The 23126-nt window shown below is 51.0% G+C and carries 14 protein-coding genes; 6 read left to right on the top strand and 8 right to left on the bottom strand.

Features of this window, described 5'->3' with window-relative positions:
• Positions 1 to 95: 95 nt before the first annotated feature.
• The gene (locus BQ7489_RS00590; RefSeq protein ID WP_083580416.1) at positions 96 to 2384 is read left to right on the top strand and encodes an outer membrane beta-barrel family protein; all 2289 of its coding nucleotides are present in this window, start codon (positions 96 to 98) and stop codon (positions 2382 to 2384) included.
• A 6-nt stretch (positions 2385 to 2390) separates the two neighbouring features.
• Here the strand turns inward: BQ7489_RS00590 and BQ7489_RS00585 are convergent, their stop codons facing one another.
• From BQ7489_RS00585 to gltX, 3 genes are all read right to left on the bottom strand, one after another.
• On the bottom strand, positions 2391 to 3851 hold the full coding sequence (locus tag BQ7489_RS00585) for a Na+/H+ antiporter NhaC family protein (RefSeq protein ID WP_072529611.1): 1461 nt from the start codon (positions 3849 to 3851) through the stop codon (positions 2391 to 2393).
• A gap of 167 nt (positions 3852 to 4018) precedes the next feature.
• On the bottom strand, positions 4019 to 5242 hold the full coding sequence (locus BQ7489_RS00580; protein WP_072529610.1) for a 3-deoxy-D-manno-octulosonic acid transferase: 1224 nt from the start codon (positions 5240 to 5242) through the stop codon (positions 4019 to 4021).
• A gap of 9 nt (positions 5243 to 5251) precedes the next feature.
• Complete coding sequence (gltX, locus tag BQ7489_RS00575) at positions 5252 to 6769, bottom strand: glutamate--tRNA ligase (RefSeq protein ID WP_072529609.1); 1518 nt, start codon at positions 6767 to 6769, stop codon at positions 5252 to 5254.
• Between the two features lie 83 nt (positions 6770 to 6852).
• Between gltX and BQ7489_RS00570 the strand changes: the two genes are divergently transcribed.
• The gene (locus BQ7489_RS00570) at positions 6853 to 8910 is read left to right on the top strand and encodes an HD family phosphohydrolase (protein ID WP_072529608.1); all 2058 of its coding nucleotides are present in this window, start codon (positions 6853 to 6855) and stop codon (positions 8908 to 8910) included.
• 55 nt (positions 8911 to 8965) lie between these two features.
• Here the strand turns inward: BQ7489_RS00570 and BQ7489_RS00565 are convergent, their stop codons facing one another.
• Positions 8966 to 9433 (bottom strand): low molecular weight protein-tyrosine-phosphatase, encoded by a 468-nt coding sequence (locus tag BQ7489_RS00565; protein WP_072529607.1) that lies wholly within the window; start codon positions 9431 to 9433, stop codon positions 8966 to 8968.
• Between the two features lie 246 nt (positions 9434 to 9679).
• Between BQ7489_RS00565 and BQ7489_RS00560 the strand changes: the two genes are divergently transcribed.
• Together BQ7489_RS00560 and BQ7489_RS00555 are read left to right on the top strand one after the other, a co-directional pair.
• Positions 9680 to 12778, top strand: coding sequence for a SusC/RagA family TonB-linked outer membrane protein (locus BQ7489_RS00560; protein WP_072529606.1), 3099 nt, complete (start codon positions 9680 to 9682; stop codon positions 12776 to 12778).
• Positions 12779 to 12795: 17 nt separating this feature from the next.
• Positions 12796 to 14256, top strand: a complete 1461-nt coding sequence (locus BQ7489_RS00555; protein WP_072529605.1) for a RagB/SusD family nutrient uptake outer membrane protein — start codon at positions 12796 to 12798, stop codon at positions 14254 to 14256.
• A gap of 56 nt (positions 14257 to 14312) precedes the next feature.
• Here the strand turns inward: BQ7489_RS00555 and BQ7489_RS00550 are convergent, their stop codons facing one another.
• Positions 14313 to 15026, bottom strand: coding sequence for a phosphatase (locus BQ7489_RS00550; RefSeq protein ID WP_072531951.1), 714 nt, complete (start codon positions 15024 to 15026; stop codon positions 14313 to 14315).
• Positions 15027 to 15048: 22 nt separating this feature from the next.
• Positions 15049 to 17514: a replication restart helicase PriA gene (gene priA, locus BQ7489_RS00545; RefSeq protein ID WP_072529604.1), complete on the bottom strand. Its 2466-nt coding sequence runs from the start codon at positions 17512 to 17514 to the stop codon at positions 15049 to 15051.
• Between the two features lie 95 nt (positions 17515 to 17609).
• Between priA and BQ7489_RS00540 the strand changes: the two genes are divergently transcribed.
• Positions 17610 to 18590: a Gfo/Idh/MocA family protein gene (locus tag BQ7489_RS00540; RefSeq protein ID WP_072529603.1), complete on the top strand. Its 981-nt coding sequence runs from the start codon at positions 17610 to 17612 to the stop codon at positions 18588 to 18590.
• Positions 18591 to 18658: 68 nt separating this feature from the next.
• Here BQ7489_RS00540 and BQ7489_RS00535 read toward each other — a convergent pair whose 3' ends face one another.
• Positions 18659 to 19246, bottom strand: coding sequence for a porin family protein (locus BQ7489_RS00535; RefSeq protein WP_072529602.1), 588 nt, complete (start codon positions 19244 to 19246; stop codon positions 18659 to 18661).
• 212 nt (positions 19247 to 19458) lie between these two features.
• Between BQ7489_RS00535 and BQ7489_RS00530 the strand changes: the two genes are divergently transcribed.
• On the top strand, positions 19459 to 22323 hold the full coding sequence (locus tag BQ7489_RS00530; protein ID WP_072529601.1) for an exo-beta-1,4-galactosidase: 2865 nt from the start codon (positions 19459 to 19461) through the stop codon (positions 22321 to 22323).
• Positions 22324 to 22471: 148 nt separating this feature from the next.
• Here the strand turns inward: BQ7489_RS00530 and BQ7489_RS00525 are convergent, their stop codons facing one another.
• Positions 22472 to 23122, bottom strand: a complete 651-nt coding sequence (locus tag BQ7489_RS00525) for a DUF1847 domain-containing protein (protein WP_072529600.1) — start codon at positions 23120 to 23122, stop codon at positions 22472 to 22474.
• Positions 23123 to 23126 lie beyond the last annotated feature (4 nt).

Genomic DNA, 23126 nt, shown 5'->3' with positions numbered 1-23126 from the left:
TAACGTAACGTTAACGTTGCCTTAACCATCCGCCTCCTTACGTAGTGCTAGTTTTACAGTGTCAAAGATAACGAAAATCATAAAATTAAAAGCATATGAAAACAAAAAGTTTACGCACCATCCTGTTGGGAATGTTCCTGGCAGGATTTTCCGCCGTTGCGGCACAAACCGTGACCGGGAAAATAACCGGCCCCGACAGGAAACCTGTAGACGGAGCAACCGTCATCCTGCAGAATATGGACTCTACCTTCATCGACGCTTCCATCACCGGACCCGACGGCTGTTTCACGGTAAAGAGGAGCACAGAAACTTACCGGCTGGTCATACAACACCTGCTCTTCGAAACCTTGCAATATACCGGCAAAAGCAATGATACGGGGATACTGGTCCTGCAGCCGAAAGCGTATTCCTTAGGCGAAGTGGAAATAAAGGGAGAACGTCCGTTGGTAAAAGTGGAAGGAAACAAACTCTGCTATGACATATCACAAATTACCGCCAGCCGGCTGGTAACGAATGCCTATGACTGCCTCAAACAGTTGCCTGGAATCATTGAAAAAGACGGCCGGCTTACATTGGCAGGCGCAGGCGAAGTGAACCTGATCATCAACGGAAAACCGTCTACCATGACTTATGAGCAGACAGTGACATTACTTCAAAATACGCCGTCGGACAATGTCGAAAAAGCGGAAATAATGTACAGCACCCCTCCGCAATATCATGTAAGAGGAGCATCTGTCAATGTCTTGCTGAAAACCTATAAGGCAAACGGTAGCGGATGGCAGGGTGAAGTCCGCGGGAGCTATATCCAACAGGACAAAGCATCGGCCAACGGCGGATTTACAGTTGCCTACCATACCCCCAGATTCAACCTGTCCCTGAATTACAGTGCAAACAGGGGAAGGAATGATTCCGACCTGGAATTTATTGCCGAACACACATTGAAAGACAAGATATACCATGTAGAGGAAACAACCGTAAACAAGGTGACCGGATTCCGCAACTATGTCAGACTGGACGGCGGATACAAGTCCAGCGGAAATCATGAACTGGACTTTGCCTACACTACCAATTTCAAGCCCGAAGGAGATGCCCGTTCATCGACAGCAGGAAACATCTCGAACGGAAGCAACCGCGAAACCGGGAAAGACCAGATGCACAATTTCTCCGTAAGCTATAATGCACCATTCGGACTGCGGACCGGAGCCGACTATACTTATTTCCGGTCGAAAGGGAACCAGGATTTTGAAGACACCGGCGGTACCGGTGTGTATACTGCTTTCCATACATACGAAATGCAACAGATAAACCGCTGGAAAATCTATGCCGACCAGTCACATTCACCCGGCAAAGGCTGGACCCTGAACTACGGGACATCACTCGCCTATGTCTCCAACCGGAACACACAGCAATATAGCCTGGAAAGCATGAGCGGACAGAACACCGATAACCGGATCAATGAGCTGACTTACAACGCCTATGTGGGTTTCAACAAGGATATCAGCCGGAAATGGTCAGTCAGCGCCTCCGCCAGCGTCGAATATTACCGGATGGAAGAGTACCGGAAATGGGCAGTCTATCCTACCCTGCAACTAAGTTATATCCCCAGTGAATCACATATCTTCCAACTGTCCTTCAATACCGACAAGACCTATCCCGACTACTGGACCTTGAGCGGAAGTACTTCCTACCTGAGCGGCTACAACGAACTGCAAGGCAATCCATACCTCCGTCCGTATACCAGCTATTCCGCCAGCCTGAACTACATCCTGAAAAGCAAATATATCCTCAACCTCTCATACGACTATGAGCCCGACTATTTCACTCAGATGATTTATATGAGCCCCGACCGCCTGAAAGCAATCTACAACACGGTCAACTGGGATTACAGCAGCGAACTGTCAATGACAGCCATACTGCCATACAGAATCCGGAACTGGTATAACGGGACATTGACCTTGCAAGGGGCGTATGAACGCAACAAGGCCGGAAACTATTTCGACGCACCGTTCGACAAGAAGCGATGGTATGGCACGGGAGTATGGCAAAATACATTCAACCTCTCCCGGCAGCCCGACATCCGACTGGAGGTTTCCGCATTAGGACAGACCAGATCCATCCAGGGAAGTTATGAAATTGATCCGCTCTGGAGTATGGATGCAGCCCTGCGCTGGACTTCCGGCAACGGTAAGGCAAGCCTGCTGCTGAAAGGCACCGACATTTTCAATACATTGAATCCCAAGACTATACTTCGTAACGGGTCCCAACATCTCGATATGAACGTAAAATATTACCGCCAAAGCGTTTCGCTCACCTTTACCTATAAGTTCGGGGGATTCCAGAAAAAGGAAGTGCAAGATGTAGACACCTCCCGGTTCCGGCACTAGAAAGCATCAATCCTTGGCGACCGGTGTTGCCCCGGCATGAGTCTCTGGCTTGCCTTTGCGCAGGATCTTATAACCTATAGCGGCTATGACCACACTCATGACCGGACTCAGGTAATTGAAGAAACAGTAGGGTAAATAAGTCAGTGTGGATACATTCAGCACCGTCGACTGGGTCAGGCCACAGGAATTCCACGGAACCAGCACAGAAGTTACCGTCACGGAATCCTCTATCGTACGGCTCAACAGACAGCTTTCATATCCCTTTTCTTCATAGGTCTTACGGAAAATGCTGCCGGTAAGCATGATACTGATATACTGGTCGGCCAGGGCGATATTCAAGAAAAGCCCTGAACAGACTGTCGAACTGACCATGGTGAAAGTCCGCTTCATATGATGGACAAACATATTGGTAATACTTTTCAACATGCCGCCTGCCGTCATGGCACCGCCGAACGACATGGAACAAAGAATCAGCCAGACCGTATCCATCATTCCACCCATCCCCCGGGTAGCCACCAGCTCATCAGCCATTTCATTTCCCATGTCTATTCCGGTCGAACCGGTAAGCATGACCATGATTCCACGGAACATAGGATGCTGGTTGCCTTCACCTAATTGGTTTATGATATCCGGCTGGAAAATGACAGCCATGACAACCGCCATCCCGGTAGAAATGAACAAGGTTATAATGGAAGGGACCTTCCGGGCTATCAGTATGCCGGTAACTATGGGTACAAGCAGCAGCCACGGAGTGATGACAAACCGTTCACGCAAAAGAGCTCCCATATCTACCGCCTGGCCCTGTCCGGCCGCTTCATGGCAGAAACCGGCTATCAGAAAAGCAAGCAAGGTTATGGAAATGGAAGGGACGGTAGTAATCATCATATAACGGATATGCTTGAACAGCGGAGTCCTGGTTATCGAAGACGCCAGGACCGTAGTCTCGGAAAGCGGCGAAATCTTGTCGCCGAAATAAGCCCCCGAAATGATCGCCCCGGCAATCCATCCTTCGGAAAAACCCTGGGCCTTGCCGATTCCCATCAAAGCGATGCCGATAGTGGCAATGGTTGTCCACGAACTTCCCGTCATGACCGAAACCAGGATACAGATGACACAGGCCGAAACCAGGAAAACACTCGGATGGATCAGATGGACACCGTATGCAATCAAGGTCGGAACAACGCCGCTCAACATCCATGACGCGCTTAATGCACCGATAATCAACAGGATAATCAGGGCCGAAGAAACACCTTTGATATTATTGATAATGACTTCTTCAAAATCCTCCCACTTTACTTTATAAAATCCCATGCCAATCAATACGCACACTGCACCTCCCAGCAAAAGGGCTATCTGGGCCGGCCCCGACAGAGCATCCGCACCAAAGACACTGACTATCACAGCAAGCAAAGCAACAAGCACAATAAGGGGAACAAAGGAAATGAATGGTGATGGTAGTTTTTGCATTTTTATGTAATATTCGTAAAAAATCTGTGCAAAGATACAACTTTGTTCGCACAAAATGAAGGAATATACAAAATTTGACAATCCAATTGCATAAAAAAACAGGAGAACAAGAAAATCCGGCCTCCAGGCCTTCTTCCTGTCCTCCTGTTGAATAATTTACAGGAATATCAATTAAATTTTACAGTATCCATGATTTTCTGCAAAGCACCGGCATTATCGCTCACATAGGCCCCAGCCTGCCGGCCGGCTTCTTCCAGATAGGCCTTATCGCTCAGAAAGCGGTCCATCAGTCGGTTAAAGTCGTCGGAACCGTGTATCTCGATTCCTCCACCGCAGGCTTTCAAGCCCTGCGCTTCACGGAATTTCTGGTTTTCCGGACCGAAAATGACCGGAATCCCATAAACGGCGGCTTCCAGCGTATTGTGGATGCTTACCCCGAAACCGCCTCCGATGTAGGAAATCTCACCATAACGGTAAATGGACGAAAGAAGACCGAAACAGTCTATGATCAGACAGTCTGCCTGCGCCACATTCTCTTCGGTAGCCTGTGTATAACGGACTGCCGGACGTTTCAGTTTACCCAGAATCTCTTTCAGGTGACTCTCGTCGATGACATGGGGAGCTATGATCAGCTTCATCTCCGGATGTGCATTGAAATACGGGATAAAGATATCTTCATCGGGTGCCCAGGAACTTCCGGCAACCATTGTCAGGATATTACCCTTGAACTTCTCCACCAGCGGAAGCTGCTTCGCTTCCCTGCAGATCTGCAGCACGCGGTCGAAACGTGTATCGCCCACAATCGTGGTATCGGTAACGCCGATAGTCTTCAGCAGTCCGACCGATTCCTGGTTCTGCACAAACAGATGGGTAAAACATTTCAATACATCCCGATAGGCAATACCGTACCAGCGGAAGAACACCTGATTCGGGCGGAAGATCGAAGAGACGCTATATACCGGAATGCCACGGCCTTTCAGCTCATCCAGGTAGTTTTTCCAGAATTCGTACTTGATAAAGAAAACCATGTACGGATGGGCCAGACTGATGAAGCGTCTTACATTACGTGGGGTGTCCAGCGGCAGGTAGCACACGATGTCGGCTCCCTTGTAATCCTTGCGTACCTCATACCCCGAAGGAGAAAAGAAAGTCTGCAGGATCCTGTATTCAGGATACTTCCTGCGTATCTCCTCGATAATGGGACGTCCCTGCTCGAATTCGCCCAAGGAAGCGGCATGGAACCACAGATACCTGGCCTTCGGATCGATATGCTCCTTCAATACGGCGAAGGCCTCATGCTCTCCCTTGACCATCCGGGCTATCTTCCTGTTGAAAAGTGCGGCCAGTCTGACCGCACCCACAAATATATATATAAAAAGATTATAGATCATCCTTACGGCTTATTTGAGGACTTCTACAGCGCGGCGCATACGTCTTACCGTTTCTTCCTTACCCAATACAGCCGAAATATCAAACATATGCGGCCCCTTGCCTTCGCCCACCAGTGTCAGACGGAAAGCATTCATGATATTTCCCAGGTGGTAACCCTTGTCTTCAATCCACTTCATCACCACTTCTTCCTGATGAGCCAGTGAGAAGTCATCGAGCGACTCGAGCAGATCGGCCAGCTCGGTCATACGCTGGGCGGAATCCTCTTTCCAGCGTTTCTTCACCGTCTTTTCATCGTATTCTACGGGAGCCACGAAGAAGAACTTGCAAGTATCCCACAATTCATTGATGAAGCTCACACGGCCTTTCATCAGACCGACAACGGTCACAACCGTTTCCTTCGGTGCCTCTATCCCGTGTTCTTTCAGGATAGGGATAAACAGATCGGCCAGTTCGTCATCGCTCTTATGCAGGATATATTCATGATTGAACCATTTTCCTTTTTCATAATCGAACTTTGCACCGGCCTTGCTGCAACGGTGCAGGTCGAACAGTCGGATAAGCTCGTCCATCGACATCAGCTCCTGGTCGGTTCCCGGATTCCACCCCAGCAAAGCCAGGAAATTGATGACAGCTTCCGGAAGATACCCCGATTCACGGTAACCGGAAGACACCTCACCGGTCTTCGGGTCATGCCATTCCAACGGGAATACAGGGAAGCCCAGGCGGTCACCGTCACGCTTGCTCAGCTTACCGTTTCCATCCGGCTTCAGCAACAGAGGCAGATGAGCGAATTCGGGCATGGTATCTTCCCATCCGAAGGCACGGTACAGCAAGACGTGCAACGGGGCGGAAGGAAGCCATTCCTCTCCACGGATAACGTGCGAAATCTCCATCAGATGGTCGTCTACAATATTTGCCAGGTGATAAGTCGGCAACTCATCGGCCGATTTGTACAGCACCTTGTCGTCTAGAATAGATGAATTGATCACCACATCACCGCGGATAATGTCATGGACATGGACATCCTCATTCGGTTCAATCTTGAAACGGACCACATACTGCTTGCCTTCGGCAATCAGCTTGTCTACTTCTTCTTTCGACAGGGTCAATGAGTTGCGCATGGAACCGCGGGTAGAAGCGTCATACTGGAAATTATGGATTTCCTTACGCTTGGCGTCCAGTTCTTCCGGAGTATCGAAAGCGATATAGGCCTTACCGTTGTCCAGAAGGATCTTTACATATTTCTTATAAATGTCACGGCGTTCCGACTGGCGGTACGGACCGTAGTTTCCGCCGAAGCTCACGCCTTCATCAAACTTGATGCCTAACCATTTGAATGACTCGATGATGTATTCTTCCGCACCCGGAACAAAACGGTTGGAATCCGTATCCTCTATACGGAAAATCAGGTCACCACCATGCTGACGGGCAAACAAATAGTTATACAAAGCAGTGCGCACACCACCGATATGCAATGCACCTGTCGGACTCGGCGCAAAACGAACTCTTACTTTTCTTTCTGGCATATTGATTTACATCTAAAATTCAGCGCAAAATTAAGCTAAATTTCCCGTTTTTTTCTTATTTTGCACCCAAAATATCCATACTTATGAGAAGTTTCCAATCAGAAAGACAGTTTTCATATAAGGAATTGCTCTATAAATGCGTCATATTCATTGCAACCGTAGCGGTGATTGTCTATTTCCTGCCACGTGAAGGCACCTTCAACTATCAGTTTGACATCAACAAGCCGTGGAAATACGGACTGCTGCAGGCCCCTTTCGAATTTCCTATCTATAAAGGTGATGCCGAGATGCAACGCGAACAGGACAGCATCATGACCGGATATACTCCGTATTACCAGCTATCGGCCGCAACCGGCGAAAAGGTCATCAAACAGTTCAGGAATGACTATGCCAACCAGCTCCACCGGATCATTCCTAATCCGGCCTACATGAAACACATCGAACGTACCTTACGTTCCTTCTACAGCCAAGGCATCATCAAAGCCGAAGAGTTAGGTACTCTGCAAACCCAGAAAATCAGCAATATCCAGGTGGTCAACGAGAATACTTCGTCCAAAATAGGCATCAACAACCTGTATACTACGAAAAGGGCCTATCAGGAACTGATCAGTTCGGATACGGTACATTACAACAAAACGCTGCTGCAACGCTGCAACCTGGTAAATTACCTTACCCCGAACCTTACCTACGACAAGGATAAATCGGAAGCCGCCAAAAACGAACTGTTGTCCAGCCTGTCATGGGCCAACGGATTTGTCATGAACGGACAGAAGATCATCGACCGCGGCGAGATCATCGACCAGCATACCTACGATATCCTGACCTCCCTCCAGAAAGAATGGGAGAAACGGAGTGAAACCGTCAACGAAAAACGGCTCACCCTGTTGGGACAGATTCTGTTCGTATCCCTGCTGATAGGCAGCTTTGTGGGATACCTGCAGCTTTTCCGCCGGGACTATTTCCAGAAACGGGGCAGCCTTACACTGCTTTTCTGCCTGATCATCTTCTTCACGGTCATTTCGGCCGTCATAGTGGAACATTCGCTGCTCAGCATCTACATCGTGCCTTATGCCATGATGCCTATCATTATCCGCATCTTCCTTGATTCACGCACGGCCTTCATGGCCCACGTGGTCACCATCCTGCTCTGTTCCATCACATTGCGCACCCCTCACGAGTTCATCCTGCTGCAGATCACGGCGGGAAGTGTGGGAATCTACAGTCTGCGCGAACTGTCGCAGCGCTCACAGCTCCTGAGAAGCGCTCTGCTGGTTACCTGCGCCTATGCCGTCATGTTCCTGGCACTCGACCTGATCCATGTAAACGATGTGGAACAGCTGAGCACGCACATCTATTTCAATTTCATCATCAACGGTATTCTGCTGCTCTTCACTTATCCGCTGCTGTTCATACTGGAAAAGACCTTCGGATTCACCTCCAATGTAACGCTGGTGGAACTGTCCAATATCAACAACAAGCTGATGCGTCAGATGTCGGAAGTGGCGCCGGGTACTTTCCAACATTCCCTGCAGCTTGCCAACCTGACAGCAGCCGCAGCCAACCGGATTGAAGCCAACAGCCAGCTAGTACGTACCGGAGCCATGTACCATGACATCGGGAAAATGCTCAACCCCGCATTTTTCACCGAAAACCAGTCGGGGGTGAACCCGCACGACCAGCTCAGCTACATACAAAGCGCCCAGGTGGTCATCAGCCACGTCACCGACGGAATGAAACTGGCGGAGAAATACAACCTGCCGCAGGTAATCAAGGATTTCATCTGTACCCACCACGGAAAAGGACTGACCAAATACTTCTATATCTCTTACCAGAACGAACATCCCGACGAAGAAGTCGACAAGGAACTGTTCCGTTATCCCGGTCCGAACCCGTTTACCAAGGAGCAGGCCATACTGATGATGGCCGACTCGGTGGAAGCAGCTTCACGGAGCCTCCCGGAATACACGGAAGAAAGGATCTACAATCTGGTCGACAAGATCATCGACACCCAGGTACAGGAAGGATACTTCAAGGAATGTCCTATCACGTTCAAGGACATAGCCACCATCAAATCGGTATTCAAGGAAAAGCTGAAGACCATGTATCACACCCGTATTAGTTATCCGGAACTGAAGAAATAATATACATTATACCCCGAAAGGACCTGTCACCGTCAGCCGCCGTGACAGGTCTTTTTTATTCCTGCCTCAACTCTTCCAACAGACCGTAACAGGCGTCCTCCAGGATATCGAGTACATTTTCAAACCCTTGTGCACCTCCGTAATACGGGTCGGGTACATAATCAACTACCTTTACCCGGCAATAATCCACCATACGGCGGATCTTCTTTTCCGACTCGATATCGGGGGCTTTCTTCTTCAGCGCATCGAAATTACGGTCGTCCATCGCCAGAATCATATCAAAGTCATAGAAATCATCGGTCGTCACCGGACGCGACAGATGGGTGATCCTGTAACCACGCCGGCTGGCATGCGAACGCATACGGGCATCTGCCGGCTCCCCCTGATGATAGGCAATCATTCCCGCAGAATCAACCTCCACCCGATCGTCCATACCGGCACGTTTCAGATACGTGCGCATGATTTCTTCGGCAGCCGATGAACGGCAGATATTACCCAGACACACAAACAATATTCTTTTCATAGTGCAGCAATTTAATTATATGGCAAAAATAAGTCATTTCATCCACAATCACGCAAAATGTCCTCCGGTCAAAACCACACCGGGAACCGGACCCTACCTCACACTGGAGCCCTATCATGTATCAAAATGCACGAATATTCTATATTTTTCAAATAAAATGATATTATATTAAAATATTCAGTGCCAAATGCACATTTAATTAAAATAAAATCATTTAATTTGCATTAACGATAAAACCTTTGAGTTATGAACAAAAGTTACAATCCCTTTTTTCACAGGAACAGAATAGCGGCCCTCTATACACTGCTTGGCATATCGGTCATAGGGACTTCGCCTGTTCTTGCCGGAAATTCCCCGGCCCCCAATAATGCCGTGCAGTCAAGCCAGAAAAACGGTACTGTCACCGGAACCGTAACCGACGCCGACGGCAATCCCTTGATCGGAGTGACAGTCATCGTGAAAGGTACAACAAACGGAGTTACCACCGACATCGACGGAAAGTTCCAGTTGCATGTCACATCGGGTGATGAGCTTATAATCAGCTACATCGGGATGAAGACAATCCGTCAGAAGATCAATGGCTTCGCTCCACTCAAGATCGTCATGAATGAAGATGCCCATGTCATGGACGAGGTTGTCGTAACGGGATATGGTAATGTAAAGAAATCATCGTATACCGGTGCCGCCTCTATCATGTCGACCGAAAAGCAGAAAGACCTTCCGGTCATCTCCATGACACAGATGATGGAAGCCAACATGCCGGGTGTCTCCCTGCTGAACGGCAACGGAACTCCCGGATCAAACACATCCATCCGCATCCGTGGTTACGGATCCATTTCGGCTTCCAATGAACCGCTCTATGTATTGGACGGAGTTCCTGTACAGTCGGGCAACATGAGCAACAACGAAATGAACAGTGCCGGACTGGGTATCCTCAACTCACTGAACCCTTCGGACATTGAAAGCATCACGGTATTGAAGGATGCCGCATCCGCATCACTCTATGGCGCCCGAGGTGCCAACGGAGTCATCCTGATTACCACCAAGAAAGGAAAACAAGGAAAAACCACCTATAACCTGAAAGCCAGTTTCGGTATATCCGACATGGCATACACCTTCCGTCCTACCATGGGAGGCGACGAACGCAGAGCCCTGATTCTGGAAGGACTGACCAACGCCAACCTGGACGCTGGCGAGACACTGGAACTGGCCCAACAGCATGCAGCAGCGGAAATCGACGCCTATGCGGCCAAACCGGCCAACGGCTATGCCGACTGGGAAGATGCCCTGTTCCGCAAGGCCCAACAGCAAAACTATGACTTTTCCATCATGGGCGGAACCGAAAGTACCCGCTTTGCCGGAAGCGTAAGCTACACCAAACAGGAAAACGTGGCATACAACTCCGGATTCGAACGCTACAGCGGACACCTGAGCTTCAACAACAAATACAAGAAGTTCGATGTGGCCATGAACGCCCTTTTCTCCATAACAAAAGAGAAACCTCTTCCGGGAGACTTCTGGTACAGTAACCCGATGTATGCCCTGAAAGCCGTACTGAATCCGTCTATCCCTATCTACAATGAAGACGGAACCTACAATACCGACATCCCGAGCCTCAGCAACATGAACCTGGTCTATGAAAATGAAATAAACCAGCACAAGTCTCAACTGGCCCGTACCTTCGCTTCGGCAGAAGTGGGATATACCATCATCGACGGACTGCGGCTGTCTACCTTATTGAACGTAGACTATACCTATAACAAGGAATTCCGTTTCTTCTCTCCGTTGAGTTCGGACGGTCTCGCGCCGAACGGACAGGGTGATATCTACAATACGGATAACCTGACCTATAACTCGAATACCCGGTTGAACTACACCAAGGTATTCGGTGACCACTCCATCGATATTCTGGGTGCCTATGAAATCCAGCGTTGGGACAGCGAATACATGGCAGCGGAAGCAAAGAACTATGCCACCGACAAGAAAAACGTACTGAACAACGCCAGTACACCTACCTATATCGGACATTACAGAAAAGGAGACTCCATGCTTTCATACGTATTGCGTGCCAACTACGATTACATGAAGCGGTATTACCTGTCGGCAAGTTTCCGCCGGGACGGTTCTTCACGCCTGGCACCATCCAACCGCTGGGACAATTTCTGGGCCGTATCGGCTTCCTGGCGCTTCTCGCAGGAAAAATTCATGCAGCCCCTGGCATCATGGCTCACCGACGGTAAGCTGCGCGCCAGCTACGGTGTCAACGGTAACATTCCGAACAACCTCTATGCCTATTACGGTCAATACGATCTGACCTACAGCTATAACGACCAGCCCGGTATGGTAGAAAGCAACCTTGCCAACAACGAGCTCAGCTGGGAAAAGAACTACGCACTGAACATCGGATTCGACCTGTTCCTGCTCGACCGCATAAACGTTTCGTTCGACTGGTATGTACGTAACACGAAAGACCTGCTCCTTAGCAGGAACGTCAACCCCGTAACCGGTTTCAACAGCATCACCGACAATATCGGAAAGATGCGCAACAAAGGTGTGGAAGTTGAAATTTCTTCAACCAACATCGACCGGAAAGACTTCACCTGGACATCCAGCCTGAACCTGTCGCACAACAAGAACCGTGTCATCAAGCTGGCCGATGTATCCGAATACTATTCCAACAGCTACTACATCGTCAAGGAAGGCTATTCATTGGGAACAATCGCCCTGCGTGAATATGCCGGAGTAGATCCGGAAAACGGTCTGCCCATGTACTACTCGAATGTACTTCAGGAGGACGGAACCCGTTCAAGGGAACTGGTATACGACCCGAACCAGGCCGTATCAGTCCCGCTGGCCGATATCTACCCAAAGATTTCCGGAGGATTCATGAACACATTCCGCTACAAGTTCATCGACCTGAGCTTCAACCTTTCCTTCACCATGGGCGGACATTCTTATGATGCCGGCATGTGGGCCCTGCAGGACGACGGATACTCTTCCATCACCCCCAAGAGTACGGAACTGAGAAGACGCTGGCAGAAACCCGGTGACATTACCGACGTACCCAGATACGTGGCAGGACAGGAATATGGAGGATGGTGGCATTCTTCAAGAGGTATCCACAGCACAGACCACCTGCGCCTGAAGAGCCTCACCCTCGGAGTCAATGCGCCCAAGGCATGGACCAACGCGATAGGTATGGCCAACGCCCGTATCTATTTCTCCGGAACCAACCTGCTCACATGGGCCAAATACGACCAGTACGATCCCGAACTTCAAGGTACGGTAGATTTCAACATCCCGCCGCTGAAGACTTTCGCTTTCGGTCTTGAAATCAGCTTTTAACCATTAAAGGAACTGTTATGAAAAAATATATATTCACATTATTGGCAGCCGCTGTGATGACAACCGGCTGTACAGGGGATTTTCTCGATAAAGCCCCATCCGACTCCGTCACGACAGACGAGGCCATCACTTCACTGAAGGATGTCAGGACAGCCAACGAAGGATTATATGCGCTGATGGCGTCTACATCCTACTACAATGCATCCATGTTCCTTTACGGAGACGTGAAAGGCGACGACATGCAGGCTACCTACTGGTCGAGCGGATACACAAGCTACAAGTACTACGTCTATGAACATTCGGCACAGAGCCCGAATTCGGGTGGCCTGTGGGGACGCCCCTACTACATCATACGCAATGCCTACAACATCCTTTCGGCCATCGACAACAACAAGATACAGGACGCTTCGGCCGAACAGCTGCAAAACTATAAGGGACAGGCACTGGCCATCATAGCACTGTGCTATTTCGACCTGACCCGGGTATACGGCTATCCGTATGCCAAAGACAACGGACAGTCATGGGGAGTCCCCATCGTTGACCACGCCATCGGTTTCGACGAATTCCCCGAACGGAAAACGGTAGCCGAGTGCTACGACTTCATCATCAGCCAGCTCAAGACAGCCATTCCGTTACTGTCATCGGCCAAAGACGACGGACATATCAATGCCATCGCCGCCCGTGCCCTGCTTTCAAGAGTCTATCTGTATTGTGAAAAGAATGAAGAAGCCTTCCAGGAAGCCAGCTCGCTTATCGAAGAGCTGAAAGCCAGCGGCGAATATTACCTGGCCACACGCGACGATTACATCGCACAGTTCGATTTCGGCAACAAGTTCGGTCCGGAAGCTCTCTTCCAGATAGCCAACACCACCAGCAGCAATCCGGGACGTGACGGACTTTCCTTCATGCTGCACTGGTGGGGATATGCAGCTGTTGCACTGACCGAAGATTTCGCGGCATTCATGAAACAAGATCCGGACGATATCCGCAACGGACTGCTTGCCTCCTACCTCAATGCCGGAGACAACAAGTATTACGACGTATTGCTGAAATACCCGGGCGAAAATTCGTACGACGTACCTTCGTTCGAGAACAACTATACCGTATTGCGCCTGTCGGAAGTATACCTGATTGCGGCCGAAGCCGGACTGAAAGCCGGAGCCTCCCATCGTGCCCAGGCCCTGGAATATCTTAATGCCATCGTTGAACGGGGCAACCCCGAAAAGACAGTTTCCGACAGCGAATTCACGCTCGACCGGGTACTGGACGAACGCAGGAAAGAGCTGGTAGGAGAAGGTCACCGTTATTTCGACATGCTGAGAAACGGAAAGACAATGTACCGCTCGGGAGGAAAACACCTGCAGGGAACCCCGGCCGAAGTCAACTGGGACTACTTCAAATGTGTACTGCCTATTGACCGTACCCAGTTCACCTTCAACCCCGACATGCCTCAGAATCCGGGATACGCAAAAGACTGACCCTTTCTTCATATTCTACCCATGCCTCACTCCAGGGCATGGGTAGATTTTTTTTGTCATACCTTCTTCAGGTAATTTCTGAATTTCTCCACGCTGACATTCATGATCAGCCCTTCGGGGAACTCCGTTTCCTTTACCAGTTCAAGTACATACCCGTAGGTAGCAATGTCGAAAGAGATATGGGCATCGCTTCCCAATATGACGGGAACTTCGTATTTCTTGCACAGACGGAGTATCTCCAGGTTGTTTTTCCTGGCGTCCGGCTTGTTCCGGCACGGTTTCAGGGAACTGTTGTTTATTTCCAGCAGCGTATGGTGTTCCTTCGCGGCAAGTACTACCGGCTCAAAGAGCAGCCGGGCTGTTCCGTCACCCGGATGGCTGATTATCTGAACATAAGGGTTGGAAACGACCTCGACCATCCCGTGCGTATTCTCTTCGGGGGTTCCCTGCCTGTAGCACAGCGAGTGGATTCCCGCAATGCGCAGGTCAAGCATCTTCATATAGGACTCGTCCATATCAAGGTTACCCTCCCCGTCAAGGATATTGATTTCGGCCCCCAACATCAGGTCTATTCCGTACATCTTACGGGGCACGACGTGCAGGTTACGGAAATAAATCGGGTCACAGCTCCCGGGAATGCCCGAAGAGTGCTCGGTGATGCCCAGCAGCTTCAGCCCCTTGTCGGCTGCGGCCTGCACCATTTCCTGCAAAGTGCTGAACGCATGTCCGCTGGCAATGGTATGGGTATGTACATCCAGTTCAATCTTCATCATAATATTTCATTTATATCGTTTACATCGGATCAACGTCGTAATAGACAGTGAGGGAACGGAACCGCCTGTCTTCCATCAAAGCCTGCTGTACGCTCCTCAGGTAAGCCCGTACTTTCGACATGGATGCCTGCTGTTCCACCTTGACCACAATCTTCTTTATATACAAAGTCTGTATCCTGGCCACCGACGGCTTGTCGGGCCCCAGTATGCGTTCCCCCAGCCCTTTTCTCAGGCACTGTGCCATCCAGTCGGCCGCCTGGTCGAGCACATCCTCCTTCCGGTGTTTCAGGTAGACATAGACCAGCCTGTAAAACGGAGGATACCTGAACATCTCACGTTCCTCCATCTGCTCCCGGTACATCCGGAGATAGTCATTGTCCATCACCTCACGGATCAGAGGCAGGTCGGGCGACTTTGTCTGCAGCACTACCACTCCCTGACCGTTTTTCCGGCCGGCCCTTCCGGCAACCTGCGCCATCAGTTGGAAAGCCCGTTCGTACGAGCGGAAATCCGGATAGTTCAGCATCGAATCGGCATTCAGGATCCCCACCACACTCACCCGGTCGAAGTCAAGTCCCTTGGAAACCATCTGGGTACCTATCAGGATATCGGTCTTCCCGTTCTGGAAATCGGAGATAATCCTTTCATAAGCGCTCCGGGTACGTGTAGTGTCCAGATCCATACGGGCCACCCGGGCTTCGGGGAAAATGGCCTTGATGTCATCTTCCACCTTCTCGGTCCCGAACCCCCGGTTTACCAGTTCTACCCCTCCACACGCCGGGCACGACCTGGGCACCGGGTAGGTACATCCGCAGTAATGGCAGGTAAGCTGGTTCAACCCTTTGTGGTAGGTAAGGCTCACATCACAGTTCCTGCACTTGGGTACCCAGCCGCACGTGCGACATTCTATCATCGGCGCAAATCCCCGGCGGTTCTGGAACAGGATGACCTGTTCCCTGTTTTCCAGGGCTTCGCGTATCTTCTGCAACAGGTAGGGAGAGAACTGGGCCGTCATCCGCTTCTTGCGCGCCAATTCCTTGATATCCACCAGCTCGATCTGCGGAAGGCGGATCTGCTGGTGACGCTCGGTCAGCTGCACGAATCCGTACTTGCCCGACAAGGCATTGTGATACGATTCCAGGCTCGGCGTGGCAGTCCCCAACAACGTCTTCGCCCCGAACATGGAAGCCAGCATAATAGCCGCGCTGCGGGCATGATACCGCGGGGCCGGATCCTGCTGCTTGTAGGTGTTTTCATGTTCCTCGTCCACAATGACCAGTCCCAACCGTCTGAAAGGAAGGAATACAGACGAACGCACGCCCAATATCACGTCATAATCACGGTCCGAAAGCTGTTTGTTCCATATCTCCACACGCTCCGCATCGGGAAACTTGGAATGATAGATGCCCAGCCGCTCCCCGAACACACGCCTCAACCGTTCGGTAATCTGGGTGGTCAGGGCTATTTCGGGCAAAAGATACAGCACCTGCTTCCCTGCCTGGATAGCCTGCTCTATCAGATGGATATAGATTTCGGTCTTTCCGCTGGCGGTCACGCCATGCAGCAGACAGACATTCCGGGTCTGGAAGAGAGACATGATCTGGTAAAAGGCCCGCCGCTGGGCCTCACTCAACGGATTCAGGGGAAGGGTATCATAACGGCCTCCGTCCAGACGTCCCACTTCCGAACTATAGACTTCCAGCACCTGCTTCCTCACCAGGGCGTCCAGCACGGCCGGACTTACTCCCGCAGCCTCCGTAAGCCTTTTCCGCGACACTTCCTTCAAAGTTTCATCCGTTCCGTTCCAGCCCGACAACTCCACATATTTCATCAGTACGGCCAACTGTTTTTCCGTCTTCGGCCTGTCCAGCATATTCATCTGGAACTGCAATGCCTTTTCGGCCCGCATATTTCCGGCCAGCCTTACCCGGATCTCGGTCTTCGGCTTATAACTGCGCTTCAGCTCCTCCTTGATGCACACGGCTTCCTTCTCCAGCAGAGATCTGACTACCGGAAGTATATTCCTTATTCCGGCAGCCTTTTCCAGCTGGGTGACACACTGCTCCGGATTCGCCGACAGCAGATCAAGCAGCAGCTGTTCCTTGGGAGGCAACGGTCCGGACGCCTCAAAGTCCGGATTATAGACCACCATCGTCTCGCTTTCCAGCTTCAGTCCCGAAGGGAGCGCCGCCTTATAGACATCACCTATCGTACAAAGATAGTAGTCGGAAACCCATTGCCAGAAATCGAACTGCCGTTTCAGCAGTACGGGACGCTCGTCCAGCACCTCCAGAATATCCTTGGTTTCATAAGCTTCCGGAGCCGAATCGTGCACGCTGACTACAATAGCCGTATAATACTTCTTCGGGCCGAACGGCACTACCACCCGGCATCCGCCATGCACTTTCCCCTCCAGAGCGGGAGGAAGCGAGTAGGTATACTCGCCGGCAATGGGCAACGGCACTATGACATCTACGTATTTCATCCTTGCAAAGTTACAAAAAGCCCCTGTACCTGCTTGCCTGTTGTGCAAACTTTTATAGCTTTGTAGAAAAGAGTATTCATTTTAATCTTACCAACATGAAAAATTACAGGATAGGTATTATCGGATGCGGCTGGATAGCCGAAAAGATGTCAATCACACTGGGAGGGATGAAAGGCGTGGAACGTTACGCCGTGGCCTCACGCAGCAAGGAGAAGGCGGAAAGGTTCGCCCGGGAATGGGGGTACAGCCGTGCCTACGGTTCGTACGAGGAACTGGCTGCCGACCCGCAGGTAGACCTGGTCTACATAGCCACCCCGCACTCATTCCACTACAGCCACGCCCGTATGTGCCTGGAACAGGGCAAGCCGGTATTATGCGAAAAGGCCTTCACGGCAAATGCCCGCCAGGCCGAGGAACTGCTGGACTTCGCCCGTGCAAAGAAAGTGTTCATCACGGAAGCCATCTGGACACGCTACATGCCGCTCTCACTCAAGATACAGCAGCTGCTGAAGGACGGTGTGATAGGTACTCCCTACATGCTGGCGGCCAACCTCAGTTATCCCATGTCCGAAAAAGAACGCATCCTGCAGCCGGAACTTGCGGGAGGCGCACTGCTCGACCTCGGGGTGTATGCCTTGAACTTTGCGGCGATGGCCTTCGGCGGCGATATAGCCGAAACCCACTCCGCATGCCAGAAAACCGATACCGGAATGGATGCACAGGAAAACATCACCCTGTTCTATAAAGACGGGAAGATGGCGTCGCTGCAGGCCGGCATCTATGCCAAAAGTGACCGGATGGGGGTCATCTCGGGCGACAAAGGCCAGCTTATCGTGGAAAACATCAATTGCCCGCAGTCGGTACGTGTAATTGACAACGACTATAACATCACGGCCGTCTACCATGCGCCGCAACAGATCACCGGCTACGAATACCAGGTATACGCCTCGATCGAAGCCCTGGAAAACGGATGGCTGGAATCACCGTACATGCCGCACGCCGAAACCCTGCGGATCATGAAACAGATGGACGGGCTCCGGAAGGAATGGGGCGTAACCTATCCTTGCGACCTTTGACCGGCATGACAAAAAAATCCCCGAAACTGCGGTACAGTTCCGGGGATTTCCTTTATCCGTTATCAGAATCAGAACAGATACGCCAATGATATCTGCCAGGTATTCTTCTTTATCTCGATCAGGTTACTGTCTTCGTCCCAGCCTTTAGCCATCTTGCTGGTCCCGAAGTTATAGTTCACCCCTATCTGCAGATGCCGTATCAGCTTCACGCCCGCACCTACATTGAAGGTGGTATACTTATCCTTCATGTCCAGACGGTAGTTACCGTTGCCGATACTCCCGTCGCCCACATTGAACCCGAACTGCGGACCGGCCGCCACATAAATGCCGGCAGTGCTTCCCAGCCCGAACGTCCATTTTACATTCACCGGAATCTCGATAGACTTGACCTTGTCGTCAAAAATGTCACTCTTGGCCCCCGACTGGTTATATAACGCAGCCGCATCGAGACCCAGTCCCAGGAGAGGAACCGTCAATTCCGCCATCGGTCCGATAAAGAAACCGGTACGGTTTTCACCGCTGAAAACATCTTTGCTGAAAGACAATGAAGATACGTTCAAACCGCCCTTCACACCGAACTTCAGCTGAGCCTGTGCCGCCGGAGCAACCATCAGCAGACAGATTAGAATAGTTAAAGTCGATACTAGTTTTTTCATAAACAGAAAGTCTTTTAATTAGGCATTTTTACAAATATAACATAATTATCTGATAAAAGTTCGATAATCAACGGATTATTTGCAGCACATCCGGAAATCGCCTGCATAGGTCCATGTACAAATTTACAGACATGCAACCTTTTTATCCAGAAAAAAGCGCCTGATTTTCATTATTTTTGCGAGAGAATCTAATATTAATCCAAAACAGAACTATGATCAAACGCATCTACACACTAGGTTTATGCCTGTGTTGTCTGCTTTCCATGTATGCCCAGAAACAGATCGGCCTGTCCGGAGAATGGCAGTTCCAGACCGACCGTGAAGACCGGGGCATTTCCGAAAAATGGTTCGGGCGGACATTGCAGGACCGTATCAACCTTCCGGGCTCCATGCCCGAGAAACTGAAGGCCGATCCCGTCACACTGGACACGAAATGGACGGCCTCCCTCTATGACAGCTCCTATTACTTCAACCCGGAACTGGAAATCTTCCGCCGCCAGGACAACCTGAAGTTCCCGTTTTTCCTGACCCCGGACCAACGCTATGTGGGGGTTGCCTGGTACCGGAAACAAGTGGAGATACCTTCCGGCTGGAAAGGCCAGAGAATCTTCCTGTTTCTGGAACGCCCGCACATCGAGACGAGCGTATGGGTAAACGGGAAACTCATCGGATCACAGAACAGCCTCAACACCCCGCATGAATATGACATTACGGATGCCGTAACAAGCGGCAGGTGTACCATTGCCGTAAGGGTAGACAACCGGTACGAACGCGCACTGGTAGGCCCCGACTCACACAGCGTGACCGACCATACGCAAGGAAACTGGAACGGCATTACGGGCAAGCTGTGCCTCTATGCCCGCCCGCAGCTCTACATGGACGATATCCAGGTCTATCCCGATCCTTCCCGGCAACAGGCCCGCGTAAGGATAGCCTTGAAGGGTACCGGCAAAAAGGCGGCAATCACCCTGAAAGCCGAAAGCTTCAATACAGGCAGACGGCACACGGTACCTGCCGTAAGCCAGGAATACACCCTTACATCGGCCAGTGACACCGTCGAGATGATTCTGCCTATGGGGAGCGGCATGCAGCTGTGGGACGAGTTCCACCCGGCCCTTTACCGGCTGACAGCCACCCTCAAGTCGGGGAAGATGACGGAAGAGAAAAAGGTGGAATTCGGCATGCGGACCTTCACCGTAGAAGGGAAATGGTTCTATGTAAACGGCCGGAAAATCATGCTCCGGGGCACGGTAGAGAACTGCGACTTTCCGCTTACCGGCTATCCGCCCACCGATGTAGCCAGCTGGGAACGCATATTCCGCATCTGCAAGAGCTACGGACTGAACCACATGCGCTTCCACTCCTACTGCCCGCCGGAAGCGGCGTTCACGGCTGCCGACCGTGTGGGATTCTACCTCCAGCCCGAAGGGCCGAGCTGGCCCAACCACTCGGTACGTCTGGGCAACGGACAGTTCATCGACAAATACCTGATGGAAGAAACCGTCCGCATGTCGAAAGCATACGGTAACCACCCCTCCTTCTGCATGATGGCCTGCGGCAATGAACCGGCAGGAAACTGGGTAAGCTGGGTATCCGATTTCGTGGATTACTGGAAATCGGCCGACAACCGCCGCGTGTATACCGGCGCTTCAGTGGGAGGCGGATGGTCCTGGCAGCCCAAAAGCCAGTATCACGTAAAGGCCGGCGCACGTGGACTCGACTGGAAGAGCCGGAGACCCGAAAGCTGTTCCGACTTCCGTGAACGCATCGACACCGTGGGAGAGCCCTACGTATCGCACGAAACCGGACAGTGGTGTGTATTCCCCAACTTCAATGAAATAAAGAAGTACACCGGGGTCAACAAGGCCAAGAACTTCGAGATATTCGAATACCTGCTCGACAAGCATCACATGGGGAAACTGGGACACGAGTTCATGATGGCATCGGGCAAACTGCAGGTCCTGTGCTACAAGCACGAGATTGAACGTACACTGAGAACACCCGACTATGCCGGCTTCCAACTGCTGAGCCTGAACGACTACTCCGGACAAGGCACCGCCCTGGTAGGTGTCCTGGATGTATTCTTCGACGAAAAAGGATATATCACGGCTCCACAATGGCGCCGCTTCTGCTCACCCACCGTACCGCTTATCCGGACGGAAAAGTTTGTCTACACCAATAACGAAAGCTTCAAAGCGGATGTGGAGGTATCGCATTTCGGAGAGAAAGCGTTGCAAAAGGCCCGGATGACGTACCGGATTACAGACATCTACGGGAAGGTATACGCCGAAGGTGAACTGGGGACCTACGACATCCCCATCGGGAACCTGAACGCTACCGGCACCATAGACTGCCCGCTGGCCGGATGCAGGAAGGCGGAAAAGCTGAATGTGGAAGTACGCATTGAAGGCACAGACGCCGTCAACGACTGGGATATATGGGTCTATCCGGCCGAAGTGGAATTCAACGTATCCAATACCTACATTACCGACAGCCTGGACCAAAAAGCGCTGGATATCCTGAAGGCAGGAGGCAACGTACTGATTGAAGCCGGAAAGAAAGTACAGTACGGCAAAGAGGTAGAACAGCATTTCACCCCTGTATTCTGGAACACTTCCTGGTTCAAGATGCGTCCGCCACACACCACCGGCATCCTCACCAATCCGTATCATCCGCTGCTCAAGGACTTCCCTACCGAATACCACAGCAATCTGCAATGGTGGGAGCTGTTGAACCGCGCACCGGTCATGCAGTTCACCGACTTCCCGGCCGACTTCCAGCCGCTGGTACAGAGTATCGACACCTGGTTCCTCAGCCGGAAGATAGGCGTCCTGTTCGAAGCGAACGTGCTGAACGGAAAACTTGTGATGACAACTCTGGACCTTGAAAGTGATCCGGACAACCGCATCGTAGCACGCCAGCTGAAAAAGTCCATACTCGACTATATGGCGTCCGACCGCTTCCGCCCCGGGTTCACCGTCAAGCCGGAACTGATCCAAGAGCTCTTCACTAAAGTTGCCGGAGCCACCCAACTTTATACAAAAGAATCTCCTGCCGACCTGAAGCAGGGAATCTGATCTATCCGGTTACCCCATTCCTTTTCAAATATAAAGAGCCTTATCAAAACCTCTTCCGAAGCTATGATAAGGCTCTTTATAAGAATACCAGATTATCATCTCTTTCAATTAGACTTTTAAATCGCTCTTTCTCCGGTTCAAAAATGATCTATTTTTTATCCCCGTCTCCAAAGAATTTTTTCCGGTAATACGAATTGGCCGTATAGAGTGCGGCGGCAGGATTGTTCCCCGTAACACGGTCTTTGGTCACCAGCGTGGTGGTGTAGGCTTCGGCATACTTATAGAAGAGGCTGTCATGCCCTACGCACAGCCCGATCACCACATTCAGGTCGGTCTTCGCCTCATTCAGCAGGCGGGCCTGCAGGATGGGGTTACACATGGCCGCCCCGATACTTTCACACTCGGCGGGGATGCCCATCGAAGTCTTGGGTTTGCCGGCAACCTTGCATATCACCGAATACGGTTCGAACCCGTTTGCCCGGAGGATACGGGCAAAGATACGCGCCTCGTTTATCAGTCCGATACAATTGGCAATCCCGATGCGCCGCGCATGGATCTTACGTGCAAATTCCATGATCTCCTGTACACGTGTCCACTGGCAGTAGCCCTCGTATTCCACTTCCGCACTGGCTATCATCACCCGGCGGTTATCTCCTTCGTCATACCGCTCGAGCGCCCACTCCATATCCTCGTCCTTCAGGTTCGCCGTCAGGCAGAAATCGGGATATGTACGGTCCTTATACTTGCAGTTCTGCGTACCGCAATCTACGCAGGAATGTATTTCTTTTTCCTTTTCCATAAGT

The organism is Bacteroides ilei (assembly GCF_900128495.1).
Classification (GTDB): Bacteria; Bacteroidota; Bacteroidia; order Bacteroidales; family Bacteroidaceae; genus Phocaeicola; species Phocaeicola ilei.
Note: the sequence above shows the minus strand (reverse complement) of the source record. Positions and strands in the feature narration are given on the sequence as shown.